This is a genomic window from Micromonospora sonneratiae, from assembly GCF_042679305.1.
Lineage (GTDB): Bacteria > Actinomycetota > Actinomycetes > Mycobacteriales > Micromonosporaceae > Micromonospora_H > Micromonospora_H sonneratiae.
The window spans coordinates 1-15,347 of record NZ_JBHTMP010000104.1; the positions used below are offsets into that span (position 1 = coordinate 1).

Sequence of the window (15,347 nt, forward strand, 5' to 3'; positions counted from 1 at the left end):
GCGGTCAGCGCCACCGGCTGGCCGCTGACCCGGGCCTGGCGACGGCTGCGCCCCGACCCGCTCCGCCGACTGCACCTCGACCCCGGCGAGGAGCGGGAAGCGCCGGTCAGCGGCGACAGTGGTACCCGTACCCCGATCGGGGCTACCTCCCTGCCCGCGCCCACCGCCGCGCAGCGCGCCGCCGTCGGTCTGGCCGTACGGTCCGTCGCCGAGCGGGCCGGCTCGGCACTGCCGGCCGCCTGGCCGGCAGCGGTGACCGCTGCCGCCCGGTCCCGGGCCACCGACCTTCCCGACGCACTCGACCGGGCGATCGCCGGCACGGATCTGGGGCTGGCCGGCAGACCGGTCTGGTGGCGGCTGATCGGCGCGATGCAGTGGCTGGTCACCATCACGGCGTTGGCCGGGCTGGGCTGGCTGGCGATCGGCTGGGTGATCCAGGCGCTGGGCCTGCCGAGCCTCGATCATCCGACGGTCGGGGTGTTTCCCGTACCCACGCTGATGCTGCTCGGCGGGTTGCTGCTCGGGATGCTGGTCACCCTGGCCAGCAAACCGGTCATCGGGTGGGCCGCCCGGCAGGCGGGTCGCCGCGCGGAGAAACGCCTCAGGGAGGCGGTCGACACGATCGCCGGGGAATACGTCCACGCGCCCGTACGGGAGGTGCTGCGCTCGTACGGCCAGGCCCATCAGGCGCTGGAGACGATGCGGGCCGCACGGTAGGGGTCGGGACGGGACAGCCATCAACGGCTGACTGTGAACCACACTCTGGTTTGAGCCGCCCACTCCTGCTGCTGTGTCGATGCTTCCGGCGTAGGGTCAGGTCCATGGCCACGCCTCAGACCCCCTATGACGCGGTACTCCATGCCGCCCGTGACGTGACCAAGCTGGACTGCGCCCTGGATGCGGAAATGCTCGGCTCGGCGCTGCTGGGCAGCGTCTACGCAATCGCGGACGAAGACCGCAAGTCAGCCGTTCGGGAATTCGTGGGCGGTTTCCTCGCGGCGACCACGCGCCGCCGGGCCGCTGCGCCGACCACCATCCGTACCATCTTCGCCAAGCTGGTGTCCGACGCGGACGGCGTGGCGAAGGTCAAGCGGGGAGCGCAAGCGCCGTCTTGGTCCGACCACGTCGGCCAGGTACACCTCACCGGCAGCTACGCCTACGGCGACGTGTACGGCGACCAGACCTCCTATCTCGCCACCTTCGCCTACGACGACAGCGAGTCCGGCGGACCGGAACATGCGGTGGTGGCCCTGGTCGACCACAACATCGGCATCGTCAAGGACGTCTTCGTCGGCGGCCAGGCGGCACAGGTCCTCGACCAGGTGCGCCAGTTGTGCGCCCAGGACGAACTGACCTGGTTCCGTGAGGAGGATCCGGCTCGCCTGCGCGACGCCGTGGAACGCCACCTGGCGGTCACCGACGCCCTCAGCGACCTGCCCGGGGAGGGTTCCCTCGCCACGGACCGTGCCCTGGCCGGTGCCCGGCTGGCGCTACTGCCGAGGATCGCTCCGAGGCGGGCGGCGGCCGAGCCGCCACCGCTGTCGGCCGCCGAGCGTACGGTGCTGGTACGCACCTTCCTCGCCTCGCCCGAGGCCGTACGTTTCGGGCTGGACACGGTGGACGGTCCCGATCTGGCGTCACTGCACTTCTGCCTGAGCCTGGTGCTGGACCACACGGCGAGCTTCAGCCCACCCGATCCGATGCGGTGGAGTCCGGCCGTGGCCGGTCTGTTCCTGCTCGACTGGGTGCATCGTCGGGCCGTACTCGACATGGACGACGCGGCGATGCTGCCCCGGGTGCTACGCGGCTGGGCGGCGTACGCGGCACGGCAACGCCGGCTGCCGCAGGAGGCCGCCACCCAGACGGACACGGCGATCGAGGAGATGGTGCCGGAGTTCGTCCGGCTCTACACCACCGGTGAGCGGCGCAGCCCGGCCACCGCCGCAGTCGCCCAGTTGATGGCGGACGGGATCGACCCGAACGACCCGGTGGCGTTGGACGCCTGGATCGAGGCCAACCGGCAACGGCTGGGCGAGGAGCCGGCCTGAGATCTCGCGGCCGAACGCGGTGCCGAACCTCGTCCGCCCGTCACTGTCGAACCCACCCCACGAACCGCTGGAACAGCAGCTCAGGGGTGGGTTCGTCGTCGTACGGGTGCAACCGGCTCAGGTCGTGCAGCGCCGAGACGTAGAGCGTCGCCATCTGGATGCTGAGCCCGCACCGGTCCCCGCCGAATTCGCGGAGCAGGGCCAACCGGGCGGGTCCGCACGGCCACGGTCCGGCGCACACCCGGCAGAGCCACAACGGCCGCACCATCCGGTGCGACCGACTGTCAGGAGCCATCCAGTGGCCTGCTCACCGCACCGGGACGCCGTAACGCGTCCACGTTCACGAACGCCCGTCGCGTCCATCTCCCACGGATGAACCGGCTCGTCTCCCAGCCGGTCAACTCGACCAGGGTCCGGCGGCCGTTGCGCATGACCACGCCGACCGAGGCCACCAGCATCCGCAGAGTGCCTGTTCCCGGCGTGTAGTACGTCTCCGGAATCGTAATCGTGTCGCCCACAGTGACCTGTTCACGAACCCAGGCCGCCGCTGTGGCCAGATCGGCGAGGGCATTCTCATCGGCCGCCGCCGTCTCCTCCGGTGAGGCCATCGGATCGTCCGCGCCCATCAGATCGACCGGCGGTTGGGCATCCGACGCCCGGCGGCTGACTCGCTGTTGGCGTCGATCGTCACCGGATCGGAAGTAGCAGACGCCGGATCGTTGGTCGGATCTACCGTCGCCCCTGCCTCTACGTCGGTGTCCCGGGTCGCATCGGATTCGACGTTCGGCTTCGGTGTCGTGACGCGACGAACGGAACGTGGAATGGGCTCGAAGTCACCACTGAACACGGCTACTCCCTTTCCTGATTGCCGGCGGAATTCGGGGCCGCCGCCGAGGAGGGACGGGTAGTGGCGACGGCGGCCCCGGACCGGATGTGTCCCTTGTGTGGCCTTGCCGAGCCACCACATCCGATAGAGACATGTTGGTGTTGCGCCAGTTACTCTCGAAAGAGGAAGTCACCATCCGTGACGATCTGGATCGGCACCGTGATTTCCGTGAGGACGCGCATCCCGATCGCTCGAAATCCGTGAAGAAGGTGTGATGTGACGGAGGAGCCACCCACGTCCATAGAATTTCTGCTTGCCGAGTTGCGCTTCGCCCGTAAGCGCGCCGGCCTGACCCAGGAGGAACAGGGTCGCCGGATGGGCTATTCGCCATCCCTGGTGGCCATGGTGGAGACCGGTGGACGCAAGCCACCACAGGACTACCTACCCCTGGTCGACAGGGTGCTGGACACCGGCGGCCTGTTCGTCCGCCTAGAGAAGCAGCTCAGAATCGACGAACGTCCGGAATGGCTACGCCGCCGGGACGCGCTGGAACGCGAGGCCAAGGTGCTGCGCTGGTACGAATTCGCGTACGTGCCGGGCCTCTTGCAGACCGAGGACTATGCCCGTGCGGTCTTCAGCCGGGGAGCGTTGTTCAGCACCGACGAGGTGGAGCGGCGGGTGGCCGACCGACTGGCCCGGCAGGAGGTGCTGAACCGGCCCGACCCGCCACAACTGGTGGCCATCATGGACGAGGGCGTCCTGCACCGCCCGGTCGGCGGGCGCAAGGTGATCCACCATCAACTGCTACACCTGGCCACGTTGGCCACCGAGCGTTCCAGGGTGCGGATCCACGTCGTGCCCAAGGGGGTCGGCGAGTACGCTGGCCTCGATGGCCCATTCATCCTCGCCACTATGTCCGACGGTGACGAGGTGGCGTACCTGGACAACTGTCTGGAGGGACAGGTGGTCGAGCGCGCAGCCGACGTCGCGAGCCTGCGAAACGCGTGGGAGTCCACCCTGGGCGAGGCGCTCACGCCCAGCCTGTCCGTACAGCTCATCAGGAAAGTAGCGGAGACATGGATCTGAGCAACACCATCTGGCGCAAGAGCAGCAAGAGCAACGGCAATCAGGGTGCCTGCGTCGAGGTGGCCGACAACCTTCCCGGCACCATCCTCGTACGCGACACCAAGGACCGCGACGGCGGAACCCTGGCCTTCACCCCCGAAGCCTGGCAGGCCTTCGTCGACCTGGCCAAACAACACTGACCGTATCCGCGACGACGCCCTCGTGCCGGCGGCGGCACGAGGGCGTTGCAACACTCCACCTGGGAAATGGTCCCGCACTTGACCAAAGTGGCCGAAGACCTGTTGGCGTTTCCCAGTTCGCCCAGCTCAAGAGTGTCCCACTCAGCAGAACTGCTTCGCCATCGCGCTAATCTCCTCGCCGCTTGGCGTACGACTACAGGCCAATATTCCGACTGTTGGCCTGTCCCAAGCAACCAGCGTCCCGCGCCGCTTCTCATCTTCCTTACACAAAATTTCGAACGGAATTCTGATCACTCGGGCACCGACGTATCCTACATATTTGTCGGCGCGCTTCATATCTTCTAAAAACTGATCCATCTCAGACATGGCAGGACTAGTTGCTTTGTCGTCAATTTCACCGTACTCAGCGGGAACTTGACTGAACACCCATGCCGTCCACTCGCTATCGAGAGACACCTCCTCAATGCTCGCCGCTATTGACTTATCATTCCTTACAACATCAGTCGACCGCAGCCCCTCTTTGCTGACAGCAAGGATCTTGGCTCCGGTTATTACGTTAATATACGCTGGCTTACTAAACTCAGCCTTCGCCGCACTCGTGCTACACGAAACGGCCGCCGATTCAGACGGCGCAACGCTCTTCTTACCATCAGCCCCTGAGGAAGGGGGATCACTAGCCCCCAACTCCGTACAGGCAGCAGCAGCGAAAACAGCCGTTAACGCTACAGCGAACACCATACTCCGTGAATGCACCTAAGAGTTCTCACTTCCAGCACGAGATCGTGGGTCCGTGACCTTTCAGCCACGACCCCCACGAGATTAGCAATAACGCGACTTCGCTAGCGCCGACAGTGGATCAGTTGTGGACAAATCACACCGAACTCCACCGATGGTAAAAACGGTCCACGACTGCGCTCTTCCCGACTGCAGGGTTTGCATTGTTCCACTCGAGTTACAATACTGATACTTATAGGTGCCAGTAACAATGGTCGTGCCACCAAAGGCCACCGACGTCTTGCCAGTAGGAATACTGATGGTCACTCCCACACTGCTCGACGTCGTCTTTGAACCATACGCCTTCAACGTGTGACTGGTCTGCACATCCAAACTCGCGATGACCACGTCTCCGCTAGCGGTAGAGCCCACAGTGGAGCTGAGCTCAGCGCCGATTGTCTTCTGGTACCCAGCTGTCAGAGTTCCGCTCATCGTCGCACCGGTGTCGTTGACATACCGAGAAGCGTGAGAAATATCTTTCGGCGAAGTAACACTAGACCACTCAAACCATTTTTGGCCCTTGTTATCGCAGACTACCGCCATCGGCTGCACGTCCTGCGCGCTGGCTGACTCGGCAACAACAGCCACAGCCATGGCCGCAGCCATAGCAGCAGCCGAAGTGACAGCTAGCGCCCTATACAAATAAGCCACACCTGACATACTCTTATCCACACTCCCAACATTTCGCGACTGCGTACATAGCGCGTCCAGCATTCACTGAAAGCGGCATGGAAAGCCATACCACAAAGGCCAAAGGCAGATCGGAACACTAAATCAGACGATCGAAGAAATAGCCCTTACCAAACACAGCAATGACATCAACTAGTAGCGCTAACTGCTACGACAAAACGGGACCAGCCACCTACGAAGGGGCACACGCCTCACCTAACGTGACACGATTTGAGGCTATCGATAGACATGTCACCGGCGGCTACGCCGTCTGGGTTCCCGAAGCGCTGATGGCTTGTTGGATGTCGTGGCAGGCACGAGCAGGCGGAGTGCGGTAGTCGACGGCATCGAAGATCATGACGAGGCGACCGGCGGCGCGGGGGAGCACTGGCGGTGTCGACCTGGTAGTAATCGCGGGGGTGAACGAAGACGGAGCGGTGCCAGGACCTGCCCATCCCGGGTTAGCAACAGTATTACCGAGGGCGTAGTCCACGTCTGCTGCGGCTAGCAGTCGGACCGGCGGAGGCAGCGCGCCCAGTCGTCACCATCTCCGCCGGGAACCCTTGCCCCCGCCGCATGCCGGTCGACCATCCACGCCGCCGATCCGACCAGACCCCCGGCGGCAAACCGGATCCGCACGGCGTCGTCCTGTCTGAATCGGACGGTCGCCACAACTCGGGGCCGCGCCGACGTAACCCGGCGATGTGGAGGTGACAAGGATGTGAGCTGTGCCAGGTAGCACGAGAGCCGCCGAAGCAATGGCGACCGGGGGTGCCTACGCGGAGGTAGCGGACGATCTCCCTTGGTTCTGGACGACGAGGCCTTCTACCCGACCTCGCCGACCGGGCAATCACGGCGGCCGGAGGTCAACGATTCGACTCCCGCATTGAACGTCACCATAGGCATGCGGCCATGCCGAACGCCCCTTGTCGCCATGGTCTAGCGAGGTCCGATTGCCGCAACGGAGCAACTCAGAGCTTTCAGGGACCGACGGGTAACCGCGCCTGTCGCGCCCCGCTTCGTGCAGCGTACGATGGGCGGCGAGCCACGGTCGCTTGCGATCGGCTCGAGCACTCCGCTGTTTCCTTCGAGCAAGCGTGTGATCTTTGCGTCTTTTCGGACAGTCCTTTGAAAACCTCCTTGCTCGTCGATAGATAAGTGACCTACCGTCCACTGGCACTTACGCTCTCTACGTAGAAACGAGGGTCTTGTTGCTTAGCTTTCGTGGTGTCGCCGCCGGCACCATAACTGCGATGGTCGCGGTGACGGCAGCAGCCTCCCCGGCCATCGCCGCTCCGAACACTGCCGGCCCTGCCGCGCAGTCGGTCGGCATCTCGCCGACGTCGCTGGCCTTCGGTAGCCAGTACATCGCCGAGACGGGCGCACCCAAGTCCGTCACCCTGACCGGCACCAGTGAAACCCCGGTCACCTTCAGCGCCGCCTCGATCGCCGGTACCGGTGCGTCTTCGTTCGTCATCACGGCCGACACCTGCGCGGGTGTCGCCCTGGCCCTGAACCAGACCTGCAAGGTCGACGTTGCTCCAAAGCCCACCAGCCAGGGCACCAAGAACGCCACCCTGCAACTCCCGAACGACGGTGCGACCTCACCGCAGACCGTGCCGCTGAGCGTCACTGGTGTGGTGGGTGCCAAGGGCACCTACTACCCGCTGGCACCGTCCCGCATCATGGATTCGCGCACTGGCAACGGTGCGCCGAAGGCGAAGCTGGGCCCGAACGGCACGGTCAACCTTCAGGTCACCGGGCGTGGTGGCGTCCCAGCAACCGGTGTGGGCGCGGTCGTGCTCAACGTGACCGTCGCCGAAGCAACGGCGTCGAGCTACCTGACCGTTTTCCCGGCCGGGCAGTCGAGGCCGACGGCTTCCTCCCTCAACTTCCAGAAGGGCTGGGTCCGCTCGAACTCGGTGACGGTCGCCGTCGGTGCGGGTGGCAAGGTCGCCGTCCACAACTTCACCGGCTACACCCACGCCGTCGTCGACGTCACGGGCTTCTACGCCATCGACAACGTACTTCCGAGCGGTCACGGCCTCGGCGGGCAGTTCCTGCCCGTGTCTCCGTACCGGGTCTTCGACAGCCGCAGCGACTGGAATAACGAGAAGTTGGGGGCCGGCGAGTACGTCCTTCTCGGCCTGAACTACGGCGCCGAAGCCAACCGGCGCATGCGGGCCGCCGTCGTCAACATCACCGCGGTGACGCCGTCGGGCGACGGGTTCCTGACCGCGTGGAACGGCGAATGGCCGCAGCCGAGTACCTCCACCGTCAACTACACTGCCGGCTCGATCACCCCGAACCTGGCGGTCGTGCCAACCCGGTCCTGCTACGACTGCCCATGGGGCACGGATCTACCGACCTTCGGTGTCTACACCAAGCAGACCACCCACGTGATCGTCGACATCGTCGGCTTCATCGACGACGGTGGGCTTGCCGACGGGCTGCGCTTCAACCCGAAGGCACCGACCCGGATCGTGGACAGCCGGATCGGCCAGGGTCTGCCGGCCAACCTCGGTCCGAGTGCGACCGGCACGGTCGTCACGCCCGGCTCGGTGCTGTCCGAAGGCACTCACGCGCTCGCGCTCAACGTCACCGGGGTCACGCCCACCTCCAGCACCTTCCTCAAGGTGTGGCCGCAGGGCATCTCCGGGATCGAGCAGCCGGATGTCAGCAACCTGAACCTCACGGCCGGACAGATCGTGGCCAACGCGGTCGTCACGCTGATCGGCCCGACCAACCAGTTCCACATCTACAACCGCCTGGGCACCACCGGCGTCGTTGCAGACGTCGTGGGCACCTACTGGCTCTACCCTGGCACCGCCAGCGGAGCCGCGCTGAAGGGCGCTGCCAGCGGCAACTCGCCGTCGCCCTACACGATTGGTGAGCTTCCGAAGCCCGTCAAGGCAACGAGGTAACCAGGGCAAGCAACAACAGGGAACGGTGGCCGTCGATTTTCGACGGCCACCGTTTCTGTTCCAACCTTCAGCAAGATCAGCTATGACATCACCACGGAGAGCGTGCGGGGGGCGACGGTCACCGTCACCCGCTGTCCCCAGCTCATCGCCAGGTGGTCGGTCTCCAATCCGTCCGCGAAGACCACCAGCCCGTCGCCCTCGGCCGTGATCTCCAGTTCGTCACCCGCACCGAGCCGGCCGGCGGTCAGCGAGACCCCGGTCGCCGGCGACGGCCACGCCTCCCGGACGAACCAGCACAGCGCCTCCTCCTCCGGCGTGGGCAGCGCCGGCGTACCCGGTCGGTCGCGCGCGATGGACGCGCACCAGCCGGTCGCCCCCGTACCGGTGCCGATCACCACGCCCGAGGAGGAGTGCCGTTCCCGCCGGGCCGCACCGCCATCCACTGCGGACAGCAGGTAGCGAGCGGACTGGTGGGACGGATGGCCGACGTACACCTCGTTGAGCCCGACCAGCACCTGGCCGTCGTCGAGCGTGGCCCGGACCATCGTGCGTTCCTGCACCTGGCTGCGACCGGCGGCCACCGTTGGCAGCAGCCGGGCCAGTCGGTCGGCGGCGAACCGCACGAGTACGCCGGCATTGCGCCCCGGTTCCGGGTCCACCCCGATCACCGGCTGCCGGTCGAGGTACTTCGCCACGTTGGCGACCAGTCCGTCCTGTCCGACCGCGACCACGATGTCCTCCGGCGAGAACAGGAAGCGGGGCAGGTCGGCCCGGTCGACCTGCCCGCGCCGCCAGTCGATGGGGATGGCGGCGCTGACCGAGGTCAGCGCCGCCAGGAGGGCGTCGTGCCGGTCGACGACCTCGTCCAGGGTGCGGCCACGTTGCCGCAGGTAGTAGGCAGCCGCCGCGCGGGTGCCGTGCCGACTCAGCAGCTCGTCCAGCTCGCTGCGGCGGCTCACCACGACCACCCGGGGTGCCAGGGTCGCGCTCATCGCGTGGGGGCCAGCCGGGCCAGCAGGTCGGTGACCACGTCCGGGGTGACGGTGAGCTGCCCGATCGCCGGGAGCTGACCGGCCAGTTCCTTCATCGCCAGGGCCTGGAGCACACCGGCCGGCAGGTCCGCGTACGCCGCCAGCTTGGCTGCCTCGGTCTCCGCCTCGGCCAACCCGACGGCGCGTACGCCATCGGCGCGGGCGGCGGCCAGCGTGCGTTCCTTCTCGGCCTCGGCGGTGGCCAGCACCCGGGCCCGGTCCGCCGCCGCCTGGTTGGTGACCTTCTCCCGTTCGGCCTTGCCCTGCGCGGCGGCCAGCTCGGCAGCGGCGTCCAGCTCGACCTTCCGCCGGGAGTTCGCGCCATGCTGCTCGACGAGCTGCTGCTCCCGGCGGGCCAGCTCGATCTTGTTCTGCATCTCGTTCTCGGCGATGGCCCGCTCCTGCTCGACCGCCTGCGCCCGCCGGGCGTAGGTCGCCCGGTCGGCGTCGACCTGCACCGCCTCGCGGGTCGGGGTCTGCAACGCCCGTTCCAGCTCCGGTTCGGGCCGGACCGCGACCACCCGGGCGCTGACCACTGCCACGCCGATGTCGGCCAGCCGGGACTCGTCGCGCAGGGCGACGGAGACCGCCTCCCGTACCGGCGCGATGTTGGTCAGCGTCTCCGCCAGCGGCACCCGGGCCAGCAGGTCGAGCGCGGGTTGCTGGGCCAGTTCGGCCAGCAGCGTGGCCACCTGGTCGAGTGGCCGGGCGTGCGGCGTACCCCGCTTCGGGTCGATGGAGAAGTCGAGCCGGGTAGCGGCCACGGCCGGGTCGGCGACCCGGTAGGTCACGGTTGCCTGCACGGTCACGTCGGCGAAGTCGCTGGTCCGAGCGTGGAAGAGCAGCGGCAACTCGCGATCGTCGACCGGCACCTCGCTGAGCACCGCGCCGAGTGGCCGGTACCAGAACGAGAGTGCAACGCCCTCCCGACGCACCCGGCCCTTCACCTGGTGACGCAGCCAGCTCGTCGGCGCTCCCCGCAGGTGCCGCAGGAACAGCCGCTTCGTCACATCGGCCATGTCATCCTCCCCTGTTTTCGTCAATCCGACGATAACTCGCGTGCTAGTTTATCGTCAAGGTGGTGATAATTCAGATGTCGAGCTACCCCCCATTTGCGGTCACAGTGGACCTGGTGGTGCTGACCGTGCAGGGCGACGAACTGTCCGCCCTGCTCGTACGTCGAGGCGTGCCGCCGTACGAGGGCCAGTGGGCGTTACCCGGCGGGTTCGTGGACATCGACGAGGACCTCGTCGATGCCGCCGTACGGGAACTGTCCGAGGAGACCGGGTTGGTCGACCCGGCCGGGCACCTGGAACAACTGGGTACGTACGGCACACCGGGCCGCGACCCCCGGGGTCGGGTGGTCACGGTGGCCTACCTGGCCCTCCTGCCCGACCTACCGGCCCCGGTGGCGGGTTCCGACGCAGCCTCCGCCCAGTGGCAGCCGGTGTCCAGGTTGTCCGAGGGCGACCTCGCCTTCGACCATGACCGGATCCTCACCGACGGCTTGGAACGGGCGCGGGCCAAGCTCGAATACACCCCGCTGGCCGCAGCCTTCTGCCCGGCGGAGTTCACCATCGCCCAGCTACGCGCCGTCTACGAGACGGTGTGGCAGACCCGGCTCGACCCTCGCAACTTCCATCGCAAGGTCACCGGTACGCCCGGCTTCGTGGAATCCACCGGGCGGGTGACCGAGGGCGACCGGGGACGACCGGCCCAGCTGTTCCACCGTGGACCCGCGAGCCTGCTATATCCACCGATGTTGCGGCCGGCAGCGGAATAGCCCGAGCACTGCCGCATCGTGGTCGCCACGTACGTCGTGGTTGGCACGTACGTCGTAATTGCCACTCGACGTGGCCAGCGCCGGCTCAGGTGCCGGTGCCGGTTCGGGGGACGGCGCAGGTTCGGGGGACGGTACCGGCTCGGGCAGCGGTCGTGGCGCCGGACCGGGGGTCGCGGCCGGACCGACAGGTGGCGTGCCGGTCGGCGCGGGAGTCGGCGTCGCTGACGTCGGTGCCGTCGGTGCCGTCGGTGCCGGTCGCGGGGTGGCGGGCACGGGTCGCGAGGTGGTCGGTACGGGTCGCGAGGTGGTCGGCGTCGGCCTGGGTGTGGTCGGTCCCGGGGTGGGGCCCGGCGTGGTCGGCCCGGGGGACGGAGTGGGGCCCGGTGATTCGGTCGGGGTTGGAGTCGCGGTCACGGTCGGGGTCGGGTCCGCTGTCAGGGTGGGGGACGGCTCGACGGTCGACGTCGGGCCGGGGGTTGCGCCGGGGGGCGTCGGAGTGGGGATACCCGGGCGGGACGGCCTCGACGGATCATGGTCACGCGGACCGTCGCCGGGCGACCGGGGGCCACGTGCCATGGTGGGCTCGGGCCGAACGGTTGCCGCAGGTTCGTCGTTGGTCTCGGTGATGGGTGACGGCACGGAGGCCAGCGGCACCGGCGAAAGAGGTACGACGGGGATCGGCCCTTCCGACGGCGGCGGAATGAACACGCTCGTACCGTCGGACAGGTTGCTCCGGCCACCCGTGCCCGCCCCGGCTCCGATCGCGGTCAGCATCGGCATCGAGGCCGTGCCGGCCAGCAGGCCGACGATGAACAGGTACCGCCGGGTGGGACCGGCGAGCCCCTGGGCGCGGTGCACCCCGACGACCCGACGGGGCCCGGCCGGGGCCGTACCGGGCCACCGGTGTCGAGCCGGTGGCGGCGTTATGAACTCGTCACCATGGTCCGGCACGGACGGCTCCTCAGGCTCTTCGGTCACGGGCGACGCCGGTACGCGCAGGCGGCTATCGGCCGGATGGGCAGGTAGGAAGGCATACGGATGTTCCGGTCGGCAGTTCGGCCTGAACCGGTGGCTCCGCTCAGACAGCGTGACCAGTTCACCCTGGGTTGGCCAGCACGACACAGCAAGTTATCGTGCCAACTTTTCCGATAAGTCGATTTAGCTGTATCGACAAAGTGGCCCATATATCACGAAGGCGACATCGGTCCGCCAGCGGGTGGCATACCGAGGTGTGGCGTCACTGGTCTCCTCTGCGAATATGGACTCCACGGCAACGCAGCCGTAGCCTCCCGCGTACCCAGCGGTGGGTGCGGCGCGGCGCCAGCGCTCCCGAACCGGTTTCCTCCAGAAGCCGATTCACTGCCGCGCGGCAACCCCCACCGGGGCTAGGCGCGGCCGCCAGAAAACCGGTCCGGCAGCAGCTGGACAGGCGTAGGAGCTGCGCGGTCGGGACACCCCCGGTGCCGACGCACGAACGACAGGGAGAAACGGATGGCGAAGGGCGACCGCGGTACCACTGTCCGCGGCAAGCGGGCTACCACCCGGTCCGGGCGGTCCAGAGCGGGAAGCTCCGGCGACCCGGAACTCGTACAGTTGCTCACCCCCGAGGGCGAGCGGATCGAATCGGCCACGGGCCCGGACGGCACGGTCTACACCGTCGACTTCACCGACGAGGAGTACCGGGGGCTCTACCGGGACCTCGTCGTGATCCGCAAACTGGACGCCGAGGCGACCGCCCTGCAACGCCAGGGCGAATTGGGTATCTGGGCGAGCCTGCTCGGCCAGGAAGCCGCTCAGGTCGGTTCCGGCCGGGCGCTGCGGCCACAGGACATGGCCTTCCCGACCTATCGCGAGCACGGCGTGCTCTACTGCCGGGGTATCGACCCGATCATGCCGTTGGGCCTGTTCCGGGGCGTTGACCAGGGCGGTTGGGATCCCAACAAGTACAAGTTCAACATGTACACGATCGTGATCGGCGCGCAGACGCTGCACGCCACGGGCTACGCCATGGGCATCACGATGGACGGCAAGACCGGTACGGACGCCGGCGAGGCCGTCATCGCGTACTTCGGTGACGGGGCCACCTCCCAGGGTGACGTCAACGAGGCCTTCGTCTGGTCGAGCGTCTTCAACTCCCCGATCGTGTTCTTCTGCCAGAACAACCAGTACGCCATCTCCGAGCCACTGGAGCGGCAGACCCGCATCCCGCTGTACCAGCGCTCCGCCGGGTTCGGTTTCCCGGGCATCCGGGTGGACGGCAACGACGTGCTGGCCACGTACGCGGTCACCCGCGCGGCGCTGGACAACGCCCGGCACGGCCAGGGCCCGACGATGATCGAGGCCTACACCTACCGGATGGGGGCGCACACCACCACCGACGACCCGACCCGGTACCGCATCGCCAGCGAGGTCGAAGCATGGCAGGCCAAGGACCCGATCGCCCGGGTCCGGGCGTTCCTCGAGAAGCAGAAGATCGCCGACGAGGCGTTCTTCGCCGAGGTCGACGAGCAGGCCAAGCAGGAGTCCCTCAACCTGCGTGAGCGGGTGCTGGCCATGCCCGATCCGCAACCCCTGACCCTGTTCGACCACGTCTACTCCGAGGGCGCGCCACAGATCGACGCCCAGCGCCAGCAGATGGCTGAATACCTGGACTCGTTCGAGGGGAGCGCGCACTGATGGCTACCGAGACCCTCACCCTGGGCAAGGCACTCACCCTCGGCCTGCGTCGGGCACTGGAGAACGACCCCAAGGTCATCATCATGGGCGAGGACGTCGGCAAGCTCGGCGGCGTCTTCCGGATCACCGACCGGCTCCAGAAGGACTTCGGCGAGAACCGGGTGATCGACACGCCGCTGGCCGAGTCCGGCATCATCGGCACCGCCGTCGGTCTGGCCATCCGGGGCTACCGGCCGATCTGTGAGATCCAGTTCGACGGCTTCGTCTACCCGGCGTACGACCAGATTGTCTCCCAGGTCGCGAAGATGTACTTCCGGTCCAAGGGCCAGGTCAAGATGCCGATCGTGATCCGGATCCCGTTCGGTGGCGGTATCGGCGCGGTCGAGCACCACTCCGAGTCTCCGGAGGCCTACTTCGCGCACACCGCCGGCCTCAAGGTGGTCGCCTGCTCGAACCCGCAGGACGCGTACGTCATGATCCAGCAGGCGGTGCAGTCGGACGACCCGGTCGTGTTCCTGGAGCCCAAGCGGCGCTACCACGAGAAGGGGCAGGTCGAGACCGACATCGACGTCGCCACGGCGTACCCGCTGCACGCCTCGCGGGTGGTACGGCCGGGCAACGACGTCACCGTGCTGGCCTACGGCCCGATGGTGCGTACGGTCCTCGACGCGGCCACCGCCGCCGAGGAGGACGGGCGTTCCCTGGAGGTCATCGACCTGCGGACGCTCTCGCCGTTCGACCTCGCGCCGGTCTACGACTCGGTACGGCGCACCGGCCGGTGCGTCGTGGTGCACGAGGCACCGAGCAACGTCGGGCTGGGTGCCGAGTTGGCGGCCCGGATCACCGAGAACTGCTTCTACTCGTTGGAGTCCCCGGTACTGCGGGTGACCGGCTTCGACACCCCCTACCCGGCTGCCCGGCTGGAGGAGGACTACCTGCCCAACCTCGACCGGGTGCTCGACGCCGTCGACCGCACCTTCGGGTGGTGACCGGATGTCGCGGATCAAGGAGTTCCCGCTGCCCGACCTTGCGGAAGGGCTGACCGAGGGCGAGATCATCAGCTGGCTGGTGTCGGTCGGTGACATCGTCGAACTGAACCAACCCGTGGTCGAGGTCGAGACCGCCAAGGCCGCGGTCGAGATCCCGGCCAAGTGGGCCGGTCGGGTGCACGCGATCTTCCACAAGGAAGGCACGGTCGTCGAGGTCGGCGCGCCGATCTTCGCGATCGACACCCAGCCGGACGCGGGCGAACTGCCGCCGGCCACCCAGCCGGACGGCACGCCCACCCCGTCGGCAGCGGCGCTGGCCGCCGTGGAGTTGGCCCCGGCCGACGCGGCCGTCGAGCCCGGTC

Annotated in this window: 16 protein-coding genes and 1 pseudogene; 10 read left to right on the top strand and 7 right to left on the bottom strand. The window is 67.4% G+C overall.

Annotation, left to right across the window (positions count from 1 at the left end; translation table 11 throughout):
• Both ACFQ4H_RS33085 and ACFQ4H_RS33090 read left to right on the top strand, forming a co-directional pair.
• Positions 1 to 717: pseudogene (locus ACFQ4H_RS33085) on the top strand (ABC transporter); the annotation flags it as partial.
• A 104-nt stretch (positions 718 to 821) separates the two neighbouring features.
• Positions 822 to 2,048, top strand: a complete 1,227-nt coding sequence (locus ACFQ4H_RS33090; protein ID WP_377578904.1) for a hypothetical protein — start codon at positions 822 to 824, stop codon at positions 2,046 to 2,048.
• A 40-nt stretch (positions 2,049 to 2,088) separates the two neighbouring features.
• On the opposite strand, the gene ACFQ4H_RS33095 is transcribed toward ACFQ4H_RS33090, so the two are convergent.
• Both ACFQ4H_RS33095 and ACFQ4H_RS33100 read right to left on the bottom strand, forming a co-directional pair.
• The gene (locus tag ACFQ4H_RS33095) at positions 2,089 to 2,343 is read right to left on the bottom strand and encodes a hypothetical protein (protein ID WP_377578906.1); all 255 of its coding nucleotides are present in this window, start codon (positions 2,341 to 2,343) and stop codon (positions 2,089 to 2,091) included.
• The gene (locus tag ACFQ4H_RS33100; RefSeq protein WP_377578908.1) at positions 2,333 to 2,674 is read right to left on the bottom strand and encodes a hypothetical protein; all 342 of its coding nucleotides are present in this window, start codon (positions 2,672 to 2,674) and stop codon (positions 2,333 to 2,335) included. The genes ACFQ4H_RS33095 and ACFQ4H_RS33100 overlap by 11 nt, the downstream gene beginning before the upstream one ends.
• A 352-nt stretch (positions 2,675 to 3,026) precedes the next feature.
• Between ACFQ4H_RS33100 and ACFQ4H_RS33105 the strand changes: the two genes are divergently transcribed.
• The 3 genes from ACFQ4H_RS33105 to ACFQ4H_RS33115 are packed head-to-tail and all read left to right on the top strand — an operon-like array spanning position 3,027 to position 4,139.
• Complete coding sequence (locus tag ACFQ4H_RS33105) at positions 3,027 to 3,149, top strand: hypothetical protein (protein ID WP_377578910.1); 123 nt, start codon at positions 3,027 to 3,029, stop codon at positions 3,147 to 3,149.
• Position 3,150: 1 nt separating this feature from the next.
• Positions 3,151 to 3,960: a helix-turn-helix domain-containing protein gene (locus tag ACFQ4H_RS33110; RefSeq protein WP_377578912.1), complete on the top strand. Its 810-nt coding sequence runs from the start codon at positions 3,151 to 3,153 to the stop codon at positions 3,958 to 3,960.
• Positions 3,951 to 4,139: a DUF397 domain-containing protein gene (locus ACFQ4H_RS33115; RefSeq protein WP_377578914.1), complete on the top strand. Its 189-nt coding sequence runs from the start codon at positions 3,951 to 3,953 to the stop codon at positions 4,137 to 4,139. The genes ACFQ4H_RS33110 and ACFQ4H_RS33115 overlap by 10 nt, the downstream gene beginning before the upstream one ends.
• A 141-nt stretch (positions 4,140 to 4,280) precedes the next feature.
• Here ACFQ4H_RS33115 and ACFQ4H_RS33120 read toward each other — a convergent pair whose 3' ends face one another.
• The gene (locus tag ACFQ4H_RS33120) at positions 4,281 to 4,595 is read right to left on the bottom strand and encodes a hypothetical protein (RefSeq protein ID WP_377578916.1); all 315 of its coding nucleotides are present in this window, start codon (positions 4,593 to 4,595) and stop codon (positions 4,281 to 4,283) included.
• A gap of 363 nt (positions 4,596 to 4,958) precedes the next feature.
• The gene (locus tag ACFQ4H_RS33125; RefSeq protein ID WP_377578918.1) at positions 4,959 to 5,519 is read right to left on the bottom strand and encodes a hypothetical protein; all 561 of its coding nucleotides are present in this window, start codon (positions 5,517 to 5,519) and stop codon (positions 4,959 to 4,961) included.
• 1,316 nt (positions 5,520 to 6,835) lie between these two features.
• On the opposite strand from ACFQ4H_RS33125, the gene ACFQ4H_RS33130 reads away from it, so the two are divergent.
• On the top strand, positions 6,836 to 8,506 hold the full coding sequence (locus tag ACFQ4H_RS33130) for a choice-of-anchor D domain-containing protein (RefSeq protein WP_377578920.1): 1,671 nt from the start codon (positions 6,836 to 6,838) through the stop codon (positions 8,504 to 8,506).
• A gap of 80 nt (positions 8,507 to 8,586) precedes the next feature.
• On the opposite strand, the gene ACFQ4H_RS33135 is transcribed toward ACFQ4H_RS33130, so the two are convergent.
• Together ACFQ4H_RS33135 and ACFQ4H_RS33140 are read right to left on the bottom strand one after the other, a co-directional pair.
• Positions 8,587 to 9,498, bottom strand: a complete 912-nt coding sequence (locus ACFQ4H_RS33135; RefSeq protein ID WP_377578922.1) for a diacylglycerol kinase catalytic domain-containing protein — start codon at positions 9,496 to 9,498, stop codon at positions 8,587 to 8,589.
• Positions 9,495 to 10,556, bottom strand: a complete 1,062-nt coding sequence (locus ACFQ4H_RS33140; protein ID WP_377578924.1) for an SPFH domain-containing protein — start codon at positions 10,554 to 10,556, stop codon at positions 9,495 to 9,497. Before ACFQ4H_RS33140 ends, ACFQ4H_RS33135 begins: the two co-directional genes overlap by 4 nt.
• A gap of 74 nt (positions 10,557 to 10,630) precedes the next feature.
• On the opposite strand from ACFQ4H_RS33140, the gene ACFQ4H_RS33145 reads away from it, so the two are divergent.
• On the top strand, positions 10,631 to 11,320 hold the full coding sequence (locus ACFQ4H_RS33145; RefSeq protein ID WP_377578926.1) for an NUDIX hydrolase: 690 nt from the start codon (positions 10,631 to 10,633) through the stop codon (positions 11,318 to 11,320).
• On the opposite strand, the gene ACFQ4H_RS33150 is transcribed toward ACFQ4H_RS33145, so the two are convergent.
• Entirely contained in the window at positions 11,285 to 12,271 is a 987-nt protein-coding gene (locus ACFQ4H_RS33150) for a hypothetical protein (protein WP_377578928.1), read from the bottom strand. The genes ACFQ4H_RS33145 and ACFQ4H_RS33150 overlap by 36 nt on opposite strands.
• A 540-nt stretch (positions 12,272 to 12,811) precedes the next feature.
• Between ACFQ4H_RS33150 and pdhA the strand changes: the two genes are divergently transcribed.
• The 3 genes from pdhA to ACFQ4H_RS33165 all read left to right on the top strand — a co-directional run.
• A complete protein-coding gene (pdhA, locus tag ACFQ4H_RS33155; protein WP_377578930.1) occupies positions 12,812 to 13,996 on the top strand; it encodes a pyruvate dehydrogenase (acetyl-transferring) E1 component subunit alpha in 1,185 nt (394 codons plus the stop codon).
• Positions 13,996 to 14,985: an alpha-ketoacid dehydrogenase subunit beta gene (locus ACFQ4H_RS33160; protein WP_377578932.1), complete on the top strand. Its 990-nt coding sequence runs from the start codon at positions 13,996 to 13,998 to the stop codon at positions 14,983 to 14,985. The genes pdhA and ACFQ4H_RS33160 overlap by 1 nt, the downstream gene beginning before the upstream one ends.
• A 4-nt stretch (positions 14,986 to 14,989) precedes the next feature.
• A partial coding sequence (locus tag ACFQ4H_RS33165; protein ID WP_377578934.1) for a biotin/lipoyl-containing protein occupies positions 14,990 to 15,347 on the top strand: 358 nt, incomplete at its 3' end.